An 18,218-nucleotide genomic window follows, 5' to 3' on the forward strand; every position below is an offset into this window, starting at 1 on the left:
AAATTATTGAAAATTTCATATAATTACATTATAGATTCGACAATTTAAATATTGGGAGTGAAGTAATGAAAAAAGCCTACCTAGTACTAGAAGATGGAACTGTTTTTGAGGGTAAAAGCTTTGGTGCAGATGGTGAATGCTCTGGTGAAGTGGTATTTAATACATCTATGACTGGTTACCAAGAAATTTTAACAGACCCATCATATTTCGGACAAATGGTTTGCATGACTTACCCTTTAATTGGTAATTATGGTGTAAATGAAGAAGACTTTGAATCTATAAAACCATTTGTTTCAGCATTCATTGTAAAAGAATATAGTAAAATATATTCTAATTACAGAGCCACATCATCTTTGAGTGATTTTTTAACAAAATATGGGATATTAGGAATAGAAGGGATTGACACCCGTAAACTTGTTAGACACATTAGAGAACAAGGATCTATGAATGCTATAATTTCAACTAAAACAAATAATCTGGATTATTTAAAAGATAAAGCAAAAAAGATTCCCTCTATTGTGGGGCAAGATCTAGTTCAATATGTTACCACTAAAAATAAATATGAATGGACTGAAGGAAGTTGGCAGCTCGGTAGTAATTTCTATAAGCCTAAAAAATTTAAACACCACATTGTAGCTATAGATTTTGGAATAAAGCGAAATATTTTAAGGTATTTTGTGGATAATGATTGTAAAGTAACAGTAGTTCCAGCTACTACGAACTTTGAAGAAATAGAGAAACTTAACCCTGATGGTATATTTTTATCAAATGGACCAGGTGATCCTGAACCAGTTACTTACGGTATTGAAATAGCAAAAAAGTCTATTGAAAAATATCCTGTCTTTGGGATATGTCTTGGAAACCAAATACTCTCTTTAGCACTTGGTGGCAAAACATATAAGCTAAAATTTGGTCATCACGGAGGTAATCAACCTGTAATGGATTTAACTACTAAAAAAGTAGAAATTACGGCTCAAAATCACTGCTTTGCTGTTGATATTGACTCTTTATCCAATATTGTTGAAGTAACTCATATAAATTTAAACGATAAAACAGTTGAAGGTATAAAACATAAAACAAAACCTGTTTTTGCTGTTCAATATCATCCTGAAAATGGGCCTGGACCTCACGATGCTGTATATCTTTTTAAGAGATTCATAGATTTAATAGAAAAATCAAAATAGTATAATTGATGGATGACTAAATTATTAAAATTTTTCATTATTATAATATCAATTTTATTTTCGTTCACGTTCGTTGTCGGTTTATGGATATTAAAATGTGAAAAATTTTTAAATAACAACTATATTTCTCTAAATTTAAAAATTGAAAAAGGTGAATCTGTAACCAAAACATACAATAAAATTTTTGGGTATTTAAACCCTCCCCCTTTTTTTAAAAAATATCTAATCTATTCGTATAATTTCGCTAAAAATAGAAAATTTGGTGATTATAAATTCAATAATAAAAGTTTAAAAAAAATATTATACGATATAAAAAACGGAAATGTAGTAAAAGTCAAAATAACAATACCAGAAGGGTTTAATATTTACGAAATAGCAAAATTATTAGAAAGTAAAAAAATCACAACGTACAAAGATTTTATCAAAACTGCTCATAATAGAAATTTTATTCAACAATTAACTGGTCTTGATTTAACTACAATAGAAGGATTACTATACCCTGAAACATATTATTTTAGTAAAAAACAAACACCAGAAAATATTATTTCTACCATGTATAGGCTTTTCAAAGAAAGATTACCTGACAACTTTGAAAAAGAGATATCTAAACATGGGTTAACCTTTTATGAAGGAATAATTTTAGCATCCATTGTCCAAAAAGAAACTTATTTAGAAAACGAATACCCTATTATAGCATCAGTTTTTTACAATCGATTAAAAAGAAAAATGAAATTGCAGTCTGACCCAACAGTAATATACGGTATCTTTGAAAATTTTAACGGAAATTTGCAAAAAAAAGATTTACGCAACAACAATAATCCTTATAATACTTATAAGATAAAAGGCTTACCACCATCTCCCATATGTAACCCTTCTATACAAGCTATAAAAGCCGTTATGTACCCTGCAGTTACAAATTATCTATACTTCGTCGCAGACAAAAATGGTAAACATCATTTCAGCAAAAGATATCTTGAACATAAGAAAAAAGTTTACCTTTATCAAATAAAAAAAAATTAATGTAAGTTAAGATAATCCATAAATTTTCTAATTACAGTAGTAATATATTTCTTTTTATATATAACAAAATAAAATTTTCTTTTCAAATCAAGAAAAGGAACATTTAAAATCTTAATCTTTTTTAATTTTACCAAATCTTCCAATACTGCTTTTGATAAACATCCTACACCTACTCCTTGTGAAACAGCATTTTTTATAGATTCTGTATTTCCAAGCTCAAGTAGCACATTTACAGGAATATTCGATCTACTCATTGCATACTCAAATACTTCTCTTGTTCCAGACCCTCTTTCTCTTAAAATCCATTCACACTCTTTTAATTCATCTTCAGAAACAACATCCCTCTTTGCTAAGTAATTATTGATATTTACAAAAACAGCTAATTCATCCTCTATCCATTCGATCATTTTAAGATCGGTATGAGTAGAAAAACCTTCTATAAAACCAAAATCAACATCAAAACTCAAAATTTTATTCAATATTTCTTCAGTATTTCCAACTTCTAACGTTATCTTAACATTTTTATTTTTAACAATAAACTCTGAAATATATGCTGGCAAAATATAATTGCCAATTGTAGAGCTTGCGCCAACTCTTAACTCTCCTACAACTTTATTACTTTTAAATATTCTTGATAACTCATATGATTTTTCAATTATTTCCAAAGCATATTCTTTAAGATACCTACCGTTCTCATTTAAATACAACTTCTTGCCTACTCTTTCAAACAATTGCTCGCCAAGCTGATTTTCAAGCTCTTTCAAAGCCATACTAGCAGCTGCCTGAGTCATGTTTAATTCTTCAGCAGCTTTTGTAATATTACCTGTTTTAATAATTGAAACGAATACTTCAAGCTGTCTCAAAGTAATATTCATAAATTTTCCTTATATGTTTTAATCATTTTATTTATTTTACTTATTAGCACAAAAATTATATATTTTCTACAATAAGGAGGTAAACATGAAAAAGTCTAATGTAAAATTAATCTTTATAACATGCTTTTTTTTAACAGCCATACCTGTTTTCAGTTCAGCATACGCACTCATTCTAGGACTAACTTTAAGCCTTATTTTCGGTAATCCGTTTCCAAAACAAACTGCACAATACAGCAAACAACTTTTAAAACTTTCCGTAATCGGTTTAGGGTTTGGCGTTAATTTCTATGAAGTAATCAAAACAGGTAAAAATTCGATAATTCTAACTTTTTTAACTATAACTACAACAATCCTTATCGGTTATTTTTTAGGAAAAATTTTAAATGTTGAGAAAAAAACTTCGATACTAATTTCTTTTGGCACGGCAATTTGCGGTGGTAGTGCCATCGCTGCTATGGCACCAACTATAGATGCTGATAACAAATCAATAGCAGTATCTTTAGCAACAGTGTTTACTTTAAATGCCATCGCACTATTAATTTTCCCACCCATAGGTCATTTTCTAAACTTAAATGAACAACAATTTGGGCTCTTTTCAGCTCTTGCAATACATGACACTAGTAGTGTTGTGGGAGCTGCAGCAACTTACGGCAGTGTCGCCCTTGCCATTGCGACCACAGTAAAACTTACAAGAGCTTTATGGATTGCCCCTTTTTCAATGGCTGCAGGTTTTATAACAGGAAAAAAGAAAAAAACTTCTTTCCCTCTTTTTATATTAGGATTTATTGCTGCAGCATTTATAAACACTCTCTTTAATAACCTAAACACTATTTGGCATTCAATTGCTATTTCTTCAAAACAGCTACTTGTAATGACACTTTTCTTAATTGGCACAGGACTCAGCAAAGAAGTATTAAGGGAAGTGGGGATAAAACCGCTTATTCAAGGAATAACTCTTTGGATAATAGTTTCATTTTCCACTTTAGGATTAATTTACACTGGATTATTAAAACAATAGGGAGCTAATGCTCCCTACTTTATTAGTTGATAAAACCTAATAGTTGTTTCACAGTTTTTTCTATCCCTTCCGCTACTTCAGATATACTCTGTCCAAGCATATATGCAGGTGTTGTAATAATTTTATTTTCTTCATCAACTACAGCTTCTTTTACAGGACAACTAATGTGAGTTGCTCCAAGATTTTCAATTGCTGATGCTACATTTTCATCTGTTCCTATAGTAATTTTAGATTTAATACCTGCCCCTTCAAGAGCTTTCGCAATCAACACCGGAGCAATACAAATAGCAGCGAGAGGCTTTTTAGCTTCAACAGTCTCTTTTACTATCCTTTTCACTTCCGGATCAATATTACAATTTACACCATCTACGGCAAAGGTAGTTAGATTTTTAGCAGCACCAAAACCTCCTGGAAAAATAAGTGCATCAAAGTCATCAACTTTCACATCTTTAAGATCTCTAATATCTCCTCTTGCAATTCTTGCTGACTCCACAAGAACATTTCTAGTTTCACCTTCAACAACTTCACCTGTCAGATGGTTTACCACATGCATTTGCTCTATGTTAGGTGCAGCAATAAGCAATTCAGCACCATATTTGTCAAGAAAATACATTGTCAAAACTGCTTCATGGATTTCACTTCCATCAAAAACCCCACATCCACTCAAAACCACACAAACCTTTGCCATTTTACACCTCCAATATCATAATTTTTGAATCACTATATTTAAATTTAACTCAAACAAAACAATCTTGCAATTATAAAATATCATTTTGTTTTCACACAAATGTTGAAAGGAATCATTTTTTATATTAAATATATAATATGTTAATAGAAGAAAAATATAAAACTGCAGCAAATACAATAAAACAAGCACAATGTTTAGTAATAACTGCTGGTGCAGGTATTGGAGTAGATTCTGGTTTGCCTGATTTTAGGGGAGATAAAGGCTTTTGGAAAGCCTATCCAATGTATGAACGGCTTGGACTTAGTTTTGTACAGTGTGCAAACCCTGCTCATTTTGAAAATGACCCTGCTTTTGGATGGGGTTTTTATGGTCATCGTCTTGAAATGTATAGAAATACTACTCCCCACAAAGGGTTTTACCTAATACATGACTGGATAAAAAGATTTAAGCTGGATTATTTTATAGTCACTTCTAATGTTGATGGACAATTCCAAAAAGCAGGTTTTTCTGATGATAAAATATATGAAATACATGGATCTATTCACTATCTTCAGTGCGTAAAACCATGTACAATGTCAATATGGAAAAACGAAGAGCATATTGACATCGACTATAATACAATGAGAGCTAAAAATATCCCTAAATGTAAATTTTGTGGCGAAGTAGCAAGACCAAATATTCTCATGTTTGGAGATTACTCATGGATAGCTGACAGAAGTCATGCTCAATCAGTAAGATATGAAACCTTTATGGAAAATAACAAAAACAAAAAATTTATTGTTATAGAAATAGGTGCAGGCACAGCTATCCCTTCAATAAGATATACAAGTGAGCGTATTAGTAAATATTATGATGCAACAATAATAAGAATCAACCCGAGAGAGCCACATATAAGCAAGCCACATATATCTCTTGCAGTTGGAGGGCTTCAAGCTCTTACTGAAATTAATAAATATTTATAAATAGTACTTGAAAAAAAATATATATAAGTAATTTAAAATTATTTATTTATATTAAAAAAATAAATATTCAAAAAATCAAATCGTACCTTTAAACACACTAAAAAAAGTAATATAATCTATAAAATATAAAAAATAAGCTTGCTTAACTACTCAGTCTTTCTTCAAAATTTTAACTATTTCTCCAACAAACATCCTATGATAATCTTTTTTTGGATAATAAGAATCTATTTTTTTATCTAAAAAATTTGCCGACTTTATATCATCAAAATAAATCTTTTTACAACAATACACTAAACTAGCCTCTTTAAAAAAGATAAAACCATTACTTTCTAGCGTAGTCAACCCTGTTTCCTTTATTTTATCTACATTAAATCCTGACTCTGTACCACAATACTTAAGAATATCTCTATATTTTTCATCATAAAAAGTAAGAGTAAAATAATCGTTTTCTACCAACAAATTATAAGTAAATCTTGTCGGTCTTACAAAAATAAACACAACATTTTTATGCCATAAAACACCCATACCACCCCAACTAGCAGTCATAGGGTTTATTTTTTCTGCAGAAAGAGTAACAAGCATCCATTTTTCTCCAATTTCATAAAAAGGATTTAATTTTAATTCTCTCGATAATACTTCTTTAAACATAATACCTCCCTTATATGTTAATTATTATACAAAGTAAACAATTTATTATTGTTTTTAAATATCTTTTTTGCTATTCAAAGGCATGCAAAATGAAAAATTAACTTATTCAAAGATATTTAAATTTTGGTTTCCCCTTGCTTCGACTTGGATAATGATGGCATTAGAGGGACCCATTCTTGCAGCAATTATTGCAAGAAGTCCCGAAGAAAAAGTAAACTTAGCAGCTTATGGTATTGCATTAGCTTTTGGTTTAATCCTTGAATCACCAATAATTATGATCATGGCTGCAGCAACTGCATTAATAAAAGATAACATCTCTTATAAAATGCTACGCAACTTTACTATGATATTAAACTTTTCTATTACACTTCTTTTTTTAGTTTTATTACTACCTCAAGTTTTTAATTATATTGCAGGTACACTTATAGGTTTAAAAGATCCTGTCTATTCTCTTACGTTTAACTCAATAATGTTCTTATTGCCATGGCCCGGAGCTATTGGTTATAGGAGACTTTATCAAGGAGTATTAATTGTCTCAGAAAAAACAAGATATATTGCTTATAGTACTGTAATCAGGCTATTATCAAACATATCAACGGCTTTATTACTTTTTTTTCTATTTCCTATCAAAGGCGCATATATCGGCACCATTGCACTATCCACAGGTGTTGTAGTTGAAGCTATTGCTGTAAGATTTTTGGCTAATAATTCTGTTAAACAACTTATACAAACTTACAACAAAGAAAAACTAACATACTCATTCATTGCAAAGTATTATTATCCACTAGCACTTACCCCATTTATTGCCCTATCATCTCAACCTATAGTTACATTTTTTCTTGGAAAAAGCTTAAAAGCTCTTGAATCATTAGCTGTTATGCCAGTAGTTTATTCTTTAGCTTTCATTTTCCGAAGTCTTGGCTTGTCATACCAAGAAGTTATCATTGCTCTAACATCAAAATATCCAGGTGATTTTAAAAAGATTAAAAATTTTGCTCTTTATTTAGCCATAACTACAACTTTATTACTGTTTATTATAACCTGGACACCATTTTCAAAATTTTATTTCAAAATTTTAAGTGGGTTGACAGACGAACTAGCAAACTTTGCAAAATATCCGGCCATGATAATGTCTATAATGCCAGCGCTAACTGTCCTTCTTACCTTTCAAAGAAGTTCTCTAATCCTTATGAAAAGTACCTTACCTATTACAATAGGTACAATCATAGAAGTTTCAGCAATCATCTTTGTCATATCCACATTAATAAGTTTAAAAATTTTTGTCGGTGCAATTTGTGCTGCCTTCGCCTTTGTCTTAGGGCGGCTTCTTGCCAACTTTTACTTTTTTCTAGTTTTTCTTTTAATTAAAAAGAAGTCTCAAAATCTTGATTCACCCAAATCGCCGTATTGAATTATGAAATTCGTTGAAATGCATAACAAAAATTTTCTTCTTCATCATCCAATAGTAGTGAATACAACTGAACAACCTCATTATTATAAGTATAATAAGTGAGTCACTGTACATTCAAAAAATATTCAGCTGTGTACCGTAAACATCTTAGTTAATTGACACAAACAAAGTGACAACTATTTATTTCTTATCTCAATATAAAAAGTGGCTAAAGTTATATTATTATTTTTTGCTACAACTGGATAAACTTCTTTATCTTTGTAAAGGGAATACTTTTTCATGAAATTTGAGTCAATTATAATCTTATATCCTCTATCATCTCCAGTATTATTCACAACATTAGAAGGAACAAATCCTTTAAAATTAATTTTTATGTTATCACCCACAACACCTTCACTAAAAACCTTTAACAACTTAATAACATCACCCTTTTTTAAAACAATTTTTTCACCATTCATAACAGCCCGTTTTTTACCATTAATCTCTACTATAAAGACCCAATTTTGTTCATCTAACGATTTACTTATCTTTATAAAAATCCTTCCCATTACTTTATTATCTTTTCTAAAGATAATTTCAGTATCTTTTGTAATTTTTACAGGTATTCCCATATCATTTAAACCATTCACTCCTAAAACATCACATGACAACCCTCTCTTATAATTTGATTCAATATGAATTACTTCCAAAAGAGAGTTTTTTGATAAATATAATATTTTGTTGTTTTCTATAATATGCGGTTCACCGTTAACTTGTAATACCACATATTTGAACTCAGGTTTTGGTAAGAAAATCTGTGGTTGTTCTGGTATAATATTAAAAAGTTTCATAAATGCATTCACCGCGTAATTGTGATGTAAAACCTTCATTTCTACTGTAGGCAAATTCTTAGATGCTTCTATGCCAAAAGCTGGTATACAATATGTCTTCAATGCATAATATGTAGCTGTTTTTCTCATATCTTTAAAAGAAGTTTTTGGATCTTCAGTGTTCGTATTAAAATAGTGCATAAAATATTGCTCATCTGCAATTTTCTCATTTACCTCTTCTAAAACCTCATAAGCCCAATCCCTTAAAGGTAACACTTTTCCGTTTTTACATTTAAATTCATCAGCATCTGTTATTATAGACTGACCAAATCGTTTTGGATTTCTTAAATTATCAATATACTTTGGATTATGAAACCCCCAGCCGTCATGTAAGTGAAGAAATATATCAGATTCTGACATAAGATTTTTGATTATTGAAACAACTTTATCCATATCTGTTTCAATTTTATTTTTATGGAATATCCTATTCATGTCACCATCAACACCACGATTAAAAAGAATAATTGACTTAAAGTTTGCCCTTGGAACAACTATTAAATTACCTTGTTCCAATGTAAGTTCAGAATATAAATCTGCAGACAAAAAACCACCAGGCTCATCTCCCTGTATCCCCCCAACAATAAGCATAGTTTTACCATCTCTTCTCCCATATATTTTATAAACATGTAGTTCATAATCAGAACCTTTAAAATATACTTTATGTATTGTAGATGGCCTTTTAACATCTGCAGCATTTAATGGAAAAGAAAAAGTAAATAATAAGAGTATGATAAAATAACGAATCATTTAATTTTACTCCATGACTCTCTATAAATTTTATAATCTCCAGGACACCCTTTTAATATAAGCTTTTTTAAACCATAGTCTTCAAATGAATCAGCTTTATACCTTTGCTTAAAAACAACTTCAACTAATAGTGGGTTAACTATTTTAAAATTCATATCACTAATTTCTAAACTGATTTTCTTATATTTTTTAAAAATGTTTCTCTTATACTCTTTCCAGCCATCCCTTTTAAACCCTTTCGCAAAAAATTTTTTGGAATAGAAAGTGATATATTTATCAAGATTTTTACTTTCCCAAGATTTTTTCCAATTATCTACAAAAGATTTGATAAACTGTTCCAGCATTTCATAGTTTTTTGTAGATTTATAAGATTCATAAATAATCTGGAATTTTCCTGTATCATTATACAAAAACAATTGCTTATACCCTTCATTGAGTAAATTTGGTGCACAATACAATTGTCTAAAATTAATAAAAACTTCTTTATCATCTTCTTTTAAAATCTTCATTTCATCAACATATATCCTCTTATATGGGTAAATGTTCATTAATTTCTTCTTCATTAATAAATATTTTTTTAAATTCTGTCCTATATTGTTTTTGAATAAGATATGGTAAAAGTTACTAAATTTCTGGAAATCATTATTTTCCCAAGAATTTAAATATGAATCTATATAGTTTATCCAATAACTTTTTTGAGAAATATAATCCGTAACATCTAAATATTTTGTCTCTTTAGTTATTATTACATCCTTTCCTATTGGATTAAATGTCCCCAAGTTTTTTAAATCGCCATTATGTAATGCTACACACCCCTGGGTAAAAGTTTTATTTCCCCCTTCTTCTAAACCGTGAATCCAAATGCCATAACCAGTTTTACCAAGAATTTTATCCACAGGATTTGGATAATTTAAAGGGTACGCTCCATCTCCATAAATTTTTGACAGCTTTGATGGTGGGATAAAACTTATTATTTTATAAACCCCTTCAGGTGTTTTCTTGTCACCTTCTTTCTGTTTATCACCCTCGATTTCACCGAGTAAAATATTGCCATATTCTTGAATAACACTTATCTCATCATTGACAATTTCTACAACTTTTAACTTTTTAGCCTCTTTATCAACTATAAAAATATAGTCACTTTTGACACCTTTAGTGAAAATATTACCTAAATACTGTGAGTATCCATTAATACTACAAATTAGAATTAAAAATAATAGTATTAATCTCATAATCATTCTATCACCACCTTGTTTTTTCCTGTCTCTTTTGCTTTGTATAATCTATTATCAGCAAGCTTTATTACTTCATCAAGGCTATTAACTTCGTCACGACTTGCTACTCCTAAACTAACAGTTATTTTCTCGTCTATATCATCAAACACTATTTTCTCCACTTTATTCCTAATCTTTTCAGAAACTAAAAATGCTTTATCCTTATCAGTTTCCGGAAGTAAAACTATAAACTCTTCTCCACCAAATCTTGCCAATGTATCAGAATTCCTTAAACTATATTTAATAGTTTCTGCTAATTTTTTTAGCACGTAATCACCAACACCATGTCCATAAGTATCATTTATTTTTTTGAAATCATCTATATCTAACATAATAATTGAATATACGCTTCCATACCTTTTTACTCTAGTCTCCTCTTTCCTGGCAACTTCCCAAAAAAACCTTCTGTTATAAATTTTTGTTAAATCATCTGTTGTTGCTAAAATAGATAACATCTTATTTTTGGTATCCAACATATCTATAAGGTATTTTATTCGTAAATGTGATTTGACTCTTAAATAAAATTCCCCCACATCAAACGGCTTTGATAGAAAATCTGATGCACCTAATAAAAACAAATCATATTTTACAAAGGGTTCATTTGCAACCGTAATCATCATAATCGGGGTATGCTCATAAAGTTTTATTGACTTTAAGAATTTAATAAACTCTTTAGATGTCCCGTCATCCATATAGTAATCAAGTATCACCAAGTCAATTTTTGGCATACTTATATTTATCATTTCTCTCGCTTCTTTAATGCTATAATAGCTATAAACATTAATTCCTGCATACTCCAACAAGCCTTTAATGTACAAATTTTGAGTTTTACTATCCTCAATCAACATAACATTATTTCCACTATAATCAATTGTTTTAATAAGAATATCAATATTAGTAATGAACTCAATAAGCTTCTTTAAATTATCTCTCTTACTAAAAAAAGCTACTGCACCTACCTCATAAGCCTTCTTTTTTTCATTTTCACTTGCATCAGAAGTAATAATAGCAATTTGAATTTTATAATATCGTGGATCGTTTTTTATTTTTTTACAGAATTCATATCCATTACCATCTGGTAAACAAACATCTAATGTAACCAAATCATAAATATTTTTTTGCAGCTTTTGCCAAGCCTCAGATACACAACTAGCTGTATCTACTAAATAATTTAACATACTTAGGTTATTCTTCAAAATTGTCGAGAAAAAATCACTATTTTCCACTACTAAAACTTTTCTCATGGTAAACCTCTAATAAAATACCTATCAATCTTATTTTTCAATTTTCCATTAACATTTTTAAACATCCCAACAGGTATATTTTTAAAGAAAAGTACCCCCCTTTTATTCTTCACTTCCTTATCTATAATTAAATCGTTACCCTTTAAAAATGTCATTGCAGTGTCATAATCTACCTCTAAACTGTCCATATTTATTTTACCCCCAAACTCCCAGCAACATTGAGTTGAATACTCAATTTCATTACCAATCAATTTTGCAAACCTAATTCCATTTCTTTCGTATTTTATACCTTCAATTAAATATTTTGAAGATAGAAACAAATAACCTCGCGATTCATAAAAAAAATGAGAATCATTCACTTGTAATTTATAATCTGAAACATTGCTTCTGCTTACTTTAGCCAATACCTCATCACCAAAATTTTTTCTAAACCCAGCCACAAAAAATCCATCATAACCAACCAAAGATTTACCATGAGGAAAAACCCTTACCACTCTTTCATCTATAAACATATCACCTGACAACCCTTCGGAAAAATTATTTTTATTCAAATCCAACAATTCCATATCATATTTATCTAAAATATACTTCACAATATCTTCATTTTCTTCAGGTGAAAAAGTACATGTTGAATATATTAAAATTCCGCCTTTTTTCAACAGCTTAACAGCAGAGTCAACTAATTCTTTTTGAAGTTTAGACAATTTATTAACTAACTCTTCAGACCAAGAATTTAGCACAGTTTTATCTCTAAAAATTTTATTTTCATTACTACATGGCGCATCAAGCAAAATAGCATCAAAAACACTATCACAAAATTTATGTAAATATCTACCATCATATGATATTGTTGTTACATTCCATGCACCATATTTTTCAATGTTAAACTGTAAGTTTTTTAATCTTTTCCTAGAAGGTTCATTAGCTACAATCAAACCTTTTCTTTTTAAATATTCACTCAATGCTGTAGTCTTACCACCAGGTGATGCTGCCATATCAAGAATTATAGGCTCTTTAACATTTCTTATTTGTTCCAATAAAAACTTTACAGGAATTAAAGAAGAAGGATTCTGAATGTAAAAACCTCCTGTTTTAAAAGATATAGTATTAGAACATACAAACTCATCATCAATAAGCCTAATTACGTTTTTAAAATGATTATCTAATTTATATTTCACACCTAAATGATCAAGTTCTATCAAATAGTTAATATCTCTTGCACAATTTACCCTAACAAATTTATTTTTTTGCTTTTTCAGTGAACCAATAAATGGATCAAATTCATCACCTAATAATTTTTTATATTTTACTAAAAAATCCTTATTCATACGTTATATATCAAATCACTTATTAAAAAAGAACCATAATTTACTATAGTAGTTAATCTTTCTTGTTTTTACAACAAAAAAATACTAAGATATTTAACTTTATATGGCATTTTTAAAATTTCTATTTATTTTAATGGGTAAATGTGCTAGCATTTTACAAATTTTTTTAAAGGAGATTTTTTATGACAGTAAAGAACGATTCAACAGTAACATTTGTCTACACTGTTACACTAGAAGATGGAACAGTAGTAGATACCGTAACACATGAAGAACCATTAACCGCAGAAATGGGGCAAAATCAACTTTTACCAGTTTTAGAGGAGCAAATTTTGGGAATGACAGTTGGCGACAAAAAAGATGTAGTCTTAAGCCCAGATGACACTTTTGGACCTTACAATGAAAGTCTTGTAACAGAAATACCACGTGATGAAATTCAATTAGATCCTTCAATCAAAAAAGATATGTATATCGATTTAGAAGATGAACAAAACAATCTTTATAGAGGGAAGGTTTTAGAATTAACTGATGAATATGTAAAAATCGATTTTAACCATCCTTTAGCAGGTCAAACACTTACCTATTCTATAGAAATCATCGACATCAAATAAAACACAGGGGAACTTCCCCGTGTTTTATTTGAAATATTATTTACAAAATCATCTAAATTATATTAAATCTTTATAACAAAATTTTTAAGAGGTATGGAATGATAGTATTAACAGGGGCGGCTGGTTTCATTGGTAGTGTAATTTTAAGACACCTAAATAATAACGGAATTTCTGATATAATGTGTATAGATAGACTCGGAGAAAAAACCAAATGGAAAAATTTAGTAGGAAAAAAATTTATAGACTTTATAGATAGAGAAAAATTTATAGATTCTTTAGATAACTTTAACAATATTGATTTCATTATTCATATGGGAGCATGTACCGATACTACAGAATTTAATTTAAACTACCTTATGAAGGTTAACTATGAATATAGTAAAAAACTATTTCAATATGCATCTTTAAATAAAATCCCTATAATATATGCTAGCAGTGCAGCAACATATGGTAATGGTGAACATGGCTACAATGATGACGAATCAACAATACCTGAATTAAGGCCTTTAAACCCTTATGGATTTTCTAAACAACTATTTGATATTTGGGTTTTAAAACAAACAGAAAAACCACCTTTTTGGGCCGGTTTAAAGTTTTTTAATGTTTACGGACCTAACGAATACCACAAAGGTCGAATGGCAAGCGTTATATTTCATGCATTTAATCAATTAAAAGAAACCGGGGTCATTAAACTGTTTAAATCTCACAGAAAAAATTATAAACATGGTGAACAAAAAAGAGACTTTATTTACGTAAAAGATATTGCAAAAGTAATTTATTACCTTTTCTCAAAATCAAAAAACAGCGGAATTTATAACTTAGGAACAGGTAAAGCAAGAAGTTTCAATGACTTAGCAAACAATGTAATAAAAAACTATGGTAAAGGAAAAATTCATTACATAGATATGCCAGAAGACATCAGAGACAAATATCAATATTTTACAGAAGCTAATATGGAAAAACTTTTTAATTTAGGTTATCCAGAGAAATTTTACTCATTAGAAGAAGGAATTCAGGATTATGTAACAAATTTTTTAATGAAAAATTATAAAATTTATTAAAATTTTCCTTACATTAATTTTTTTTAGCCTAAGAAAACATTAAACAATATACTTATCAAATAATTGTAATTTTCTATATTTTTTATTATTGACATATTTTTTCATTTAATTTATAAGTTCGTGCCTTTGAATTAAAATAAAAAAAAACGGAAATATTACTTTTTTTGATCTTTTTTAAATGGAGGTGTTAATGAAAGCACTTGGAAGACATATACTAGTTGAATTTTATGGTTGTGATACTGACATTTTAAATAATAATGAGCTTTTAGATAAAGAAATGCAAGAAGCTGCAAAAAAAAGTGGCGCTACAATTATTAATAGTACATTTCACACATTTAGTCCTTACGGAGTAAGCGGTGTTGTAGTTATAGCTGAATCACATCTTACAATTCATACATGGCCGGAATATGGTTATGCCGCAGTTGATCTGTTTACCTGTGGAGATACAGTGGATCCATGGATCGCCTTCGAACATCTCAAAAAAATCTTAAAAGCATCTCATACATCAACTATTGAAATGAAAAGAGGCCAGTTAAACGACATTCAAGGTGAACTAAGACACAAACCGATCAATGCTGCAATTTGAAACTAGTATGAGTAATTAGTAGGAGGATATCATGGAACTTTGGTTCACAGAAAAATATGAAAACAATACAGCTTTCTCCATAAAAATAAAAAAAACTCTATATAGTGGTAAATCACCCTATCAAAAAATTGATATTTTAGAATCGGAAGATTTAGGCAGAATATTATTACTTGATGATTTTATAATGCTTACTGAAGCACATGAATTTGCATATCACGAAATGATTGCACATGTACCACTTTATGCTCATCCTAACCCAGAAAATGTTCTGATTATTGGTGGTGGTGATGGTGGGACTGCAAGAGAAGTTGTAAAACATGATATTGTTAAAAAATGTGTTATGTGCGAAATCGACGGAATGGTCGTTGAAAAATCAAAAGAATTTTTACCAACAGTAGCATCAGCTTTTGATAATCCAAAATTAAATCTAATGATTGATGATGGAGTTAAATTTATTAAAGACAATAAAGATAGTTTTGATGTGATAATCATCGATTCCACCGATCCTATCGGACCAGCTGAAGGATTATTCAAACAAGAATTCTATAGACATGTCTTCAAATGTTTAAAAGATGACGGTATTATGGTAGCTCAGGCAGAAAATCCTTATTATTATACAAATATTCAAAAAGATATGTTCAATAACTTAAAAGCGGTTTTCCCTATAGTAGCTATGTATTTGTCTTTTATTCCGTTTTATCCAAGTGGAATGTGGGCATTTGCATTTGCCTCTAAAAAATATAGGTTCAACGACAACCCAAGAATTTCTGATATTAAAAATATGGAAAAATCTTTTAAATATTTTAACAAAGATATCTTTTATGGCTGTTTTGCATTACCTAATTTTGCAAAGGAAGTTCTATGAATCCTATTTCAAACTGTTTTATTGAATGCAATAATAATTTTAATGATTCTGAAATTATTATATTAGGTATACCTTATGATGGTACTAGCAGTTATCGTCCAGGTTCAAGGTTTGCTCCTGATGAAATCAGAAAAGCTTCTTATGCTTTAGAAACATTTTCACCAATACAAAACAAAGATCTACATGACAAAAAAGTCTGTGACATCGGTGATTTAGAACTATCTTTTGGAAACAAATTAGATATTCTTAAAAAAATTGAGAAAGAAATAGAAAAATTTGTCTATCATGACAAAAAAATCCTATCAATAGGGGGAGAACACCTTATAACGCTCCCTATAATAAAAAGTTATCTAAAAAAATATCCTGATCTTTTCCTTATACATTTTGATGCTCACGCTGACCTAAGAGATGATTATTTAGGTGAAAAATTATCTCATGCCACTGTTATTAGAAGAATTTCAGAGCTAATAGGTCTTGATAAAATTTTTCAATATGGAATTAGAAGCGGTACAAAAGAAGAATTTGAAATTATTCGTAAAAACAACTTACTGAACAGAGGCCTTGATGAAGTAAATAGAATAATAGGAAATACTCCTGTTTACATCACAATAGATTTGGATATTCTTGACCCGTCTGTTTTCCCGGGTACTGGCACACCAGAACCAGGAGGGATAAGTTTCAATTCACTCATGAATAAATTATATGCTCTTTCAGATCTAAATATCGTAGGTTGCGATGTGGTTGAATTAGCTCCTGATTACGATAACTCAAAAGTATCTACCATAGTCGCAACAAAAATTATCAGAGATATTTTAATTTTTGTTTGAAATCTCTTTTTTTATGATATATAAGCTATTGAACGCTGTCTTTAATAATAAATATATTTAGGAGGTAGATGTGAACAAAAAAGAATTGATTGAAAAAATTGCATCAAAAGCTGGTTTGAAAAAAGCCGAAGCTGAAAGAGCACTTGCTGCTTTTGAAGAAACTGTAATTGAAGCACTTAAATCTGGAGACAAAGTTACACTTGTAGGTTTTGGCACTTTTTCTGTAAGTGAAAGAAAAGAAAGAAAAGGTAGGAATCCTCAAACTGGTGAAGAAATTATAATCCCAGCAACAAAAACACCAAAATTTACAGCTGGAAAAATATTTAAAGAATCTGTAAAATAAACGGCTCCAAAAAGAGCCGTTTCCCCCCTTATGAAAAATAACATCCTTGGTGAAAAATTAAGAAATCTTAGAAAATCTCAAGGCTATAGTCTCAATCAGCTTGCAAAAGCAATTGGCAAAACAAAAAGTTATATTTCTATGATAGAAAATGGTAAAGCTATACCATCTATGGCTACGTTAAAAGCCATAACAAATTTTTTTGGAGTCAACATCTCAGATCTTCTAGAAAATGATGAAAAAGATATTCATCTTAACAAAGAAAGCTTCCAATTTGATAAAGATGCTGAACTTATCTACGCCAAAAAAGATCTTTACAATTTATATCTTTTAATAAAGAACCCTCTTTTAAAAATGAAAACATACCTTGTAGAAATTCCTCCAGGCGGTGGCTATCATCAAGAGATAAAACATGAGGGCGAAGAATTTGGTTATGTTATAGAAGGTGAAATAGAACTAACATTAAACAACCAGATTCATACCATCACACATGGTAATTATTTTTATTTTCAGTCTCATAAAAAACATAAAGTTAAAAATAAAAAAAATTTACCTGCAAAAGTTCTTTGGATTTACCTACCAAAATAAAAATCATTTTAACAAAGTTAAATAATATTTGACTTAAAATACATATTTTGTTATTATTTAACCGGTTAAATAAAT

At 29.5% G+C, this 18,218-nt stretch carries 19 protein-coding genes; 12 read left to right on the forward strand and 7 right to left on the reverse strand.

All coding sequences use genetic code 11. From position 1 onward, the window contains the following. Positions 1-65: 65 nt before the first annotated feature. Positions 66-1,184, forward strand: coding sequence for a glutamine-hydrolyzing carbamoyl-phosphate synthase small subunit (carA, locus tag OWK30_RS01550; RefSeq protein ID WP_423322919.1), 1,119 nt, complete (start codon positions 66-68; stop codon positions 1,182-1,184). A 12-nt stretch (positions 1,185-1,196) separates the two neighbouring features. Continuing rightward, positions 1,197-2,204 (forward strand): endolytic transglycosylase MltG, encoded by a 1,008-nt coding sequence (gene mltG, locus OWK30_RS01555; protein WP_423322921.1) that lies wholly within the window; start codon positions 1,197-1,199, stop codon positions 2,202-2,204. Here the strand turns inward: mltG and OWK30_RS01560 are convergent. Continuing rightward, positions 2,201-3,079 carry a LysR family transcriptional regulator gene (locus OWK30_RS01560; protein ID WP_423322923.1) on the reverse strand — a complete coding sequence of 293 codons (879 nt, stop codon included), beginning with the start codon at positions 3,077-3,079 and terminating at the stop codon, positions 2,201-2,203. The genes mltG and OWK30_RS01560 overlap by 4 nt on opposite strands. A gap of 85 nt (positions 3,080-3,164) precedes the next feature. Between OWK30_RS01560 and OWK30_RS01565 the strand changes: the two genes are divergently transcribed. Further along, on the forward strand, positions 3,165-4,097 hold the full coding sequence (locus tag OWK30_RS01565; protein ID WP_423322925.1) for a YeiH family protein: 933 nt from the start codon (positions 3,165-3,167) through the stop codon (positions 4,095-4,097). Positions 4,098-4,119: 22 nt separating this feature from the next. On the opposite strand, the gene elbB is transcribed toward OWK30_RS01565, so the two are convergent. Next, positions 4,120-4,785, reverse strand: a complete 666-nt coding sequence (gene elbB / locus OWK30_RS01570; protein WP_423322927.1) for an isoprenoid biosynthesis glyoxalase ElbB — start codon at positions 4,783-4,785, stop codon at positions 4,120-4,122. Between the two features lie 137 nt (positions 4,786-4,922). On the opposite strand from elbB, the gene OWK30_RS01575 reads away from it, so the two are divergent. Further along, entirely contained in the window at positions 4,923-5,747 is an 825-nt protein-coding gene (locus OWK30_RS01575) for an SIR2 family NAD-dependent protein deacylase (RefSeq protein ID WP_423322929.1), read from the forward strand. 150 nt (positions 5,748-5,897) lie between these two features. On the opposite strand, the gene OWK30_RS01580 is transcribed toward OWK30_RS01575, so the two are convergent. Further along, entirely contained in the window at positions 5,898-6,395 is a 498-nt protein-coding gene (locus OWK30_RS01580; RefSeq protein ID WP_423322931.1) for a flavin reductase, read from the reverse strand. 151 nt (positions 6,396-6,546) lie between these two features. Between OWK30_RS01580 and OWK30_RS01585 the strand changes: the two genes are divergently transcribed. Beyond that, positions 6,547-7,806 carry a hypothetical protein gene (locus OWK30_RS01585; protein WP_423322933.1) on the forward strand — a complete coding sequence of 420 codons (1,260 nt, stop codon included), beginning with the start codon at positions 6,547-6,549 and terminating at the stop codon, positions 7,804-7,806. Between the two features lie 176 nt (positions 7,807-7,982). Here the strand turns inward: OWK30_RS01585 and OWK30_RS01590 are convergent, their stop codons facing one another. From OWK30_RS01590 to OWK30_RS01605, 4 genes are read right to left on the reverse strand one after another with little or no spacing between them, the layout of a single operon-like run. Continuing rightward, positions 7,983-9,422, reverse strand: a complete 1,440-nt coding sequence (locus tag OWK30_RS01590) for a M14/M99 family metallopeptidase (RefSeq protein ID WP_423322935.1) — start codon at positions 9,420-9,422, stop codon at positions 7,983-7,985. Then, positions 9,419-10,660 carry a L,D-transpeptidase family protein gene (locus OWK30_RS01595; RefSeq protein WP_423322937.1) on the reverse strand — a complete coding sequence of 414 codons (1,242 nt, stop codon included), beginning with the start codon at positions 10,658-10,660 and terminating at the stop codon, positions 9,419-9,421. Before OWK30_RS01595 ends, OWK30_RS01590 begins: the two co-directional genes overlap by 4 nt. Beyond that, positions 10,657-11,940, reverse strand: a complete 1,284-nt coding sequence (locus OWK30_RS01600; protein ID WP_423322939.1) for a diguanylate cyclase — start codon at positions 11,938-11,940, stop codon at positions 10,657-10,659. The genes OWK30_RS01595 and OWK30_RS01600 overlap by 4 nt, the downstream gene beginning before the upstream one ends. Then, positions 11,937-13,268, reverse strand: a complete 1,332-nt coding sequence (locus tag OWK30_RS01605; protein ID WP_423322941.1) for an NOL1/NOP2/sun family putative RNA methylase — start codon at positions 13,266-13,268, stop codon at positions 11,937-11,939. The genes OWK30_RS01600 and OWK30_RS01605 overlap by 4 nt, the downstream gene beginning before the upstream one ends. A gap of 182 nt (positions 13,269-13,450) precedes the next feature. On the opposite strand from OWK30_RS01605, the gene OWK30_RS01610 reads away from it, so the two are divergent. From OWK30_RS01610 to OWK30_RS01640, 7 genes are all read left to right on the forward strand, one after another. Then, positions 13,451-13,876: an FKBP-type peptidyl-prolyl cis-trans isomerase gene (locus tag OWK30_RS01610; RefSeq protein WP_423322943.1), complete on the forward strand. Its 426-nt coding sequence runs from the start codon at positions 13,451-13,453 to the stop codon at positions 13,874-13,876. Positions 13,877-13,974: 98 nt separating this feature from the next. Continuing rightward, entirely contained in the window at positions 13,975-14,937 is a 963-nt protein-coding gene (gene rfaD, locus OWK30_RS01615) for an ADP-glyceromanno-heptose 6-epimerase (RefSeq protein ID WP_423322945.1), read from the forward strand. 190 nt (positions 14,938-15,127) lie between these two features. Then, complete coding sequence (gene speD / locus OWK30_RS01620) at positions 15,128-15,523, forward strand: adenosylmethionine decarboxylase (RefSeq protein WP_423322947.1); 396 nt, start codon at positions 15,128-15,130, stop codon at positions 15,521-15,523. Between the two features lie 31 nt (positions 15,524-15,554). Then, the gene (gene speE / locus OWK30_RS01625; RefSeq protein ID WP_423322949.1) at positions 15,555-16,388 is read left to right on the forward strand and encodes a polyamine aminopropyltransferase; all 834 of its coding nucleotides are present in this window, start codon (positions 15,555-15,557) and stop codon (positions 16,386-16,388) included. Further along, entirely contained in the window at positions 16,385-17,215 is an 831-nt protein-coding gene (gene speB / locus OWK30_RS01630) for an agmatinase (RefSeq protein ID WP_423322951.1), read from the forward strand. Before speE ends, speB begins: the two co-directional genes overlap by 4 nt. A gap of 70 nt (positions 17,216-17,285) precedes the next feature. Next, positions 17,286-17,558: an HU family DNA-binding protein gene (locus tag OWK30_RS01635; protein ID WP_423322953.1), complete on the forward strand. Its 273-nt coding sequence runs from the start codon at positions 17,286-17,288 to the stop codon at positions 17,556-17,558. A 30-nt stretch (positions 17,559-17,588) separates the two neighbouring features. Further along, the gene (locus OWK30_RS01640) at positions 17,589-18,143 is read left to right on the forward strand and encodes a helix-turn-helix domain-containing protein (RefSeq protein WP_423322955.1); all 555 of its coding nucleotides are present in this window, start codon (positions 17,589-17,591) and stop codon (positions 18,141-18,143) included. Positions 18,144-18,218: the final 75 nt, after the last annotated feature.

The organism is Deferribacter abyssi (assembly GCF_049472655.1).
Taxonomy (GTDB): Bacteria; Chrysiogenota; Deferribacteres; order Deferribacterales; family Deferribacteraceae; genus Deferribacter; species Deferribacter abyssi.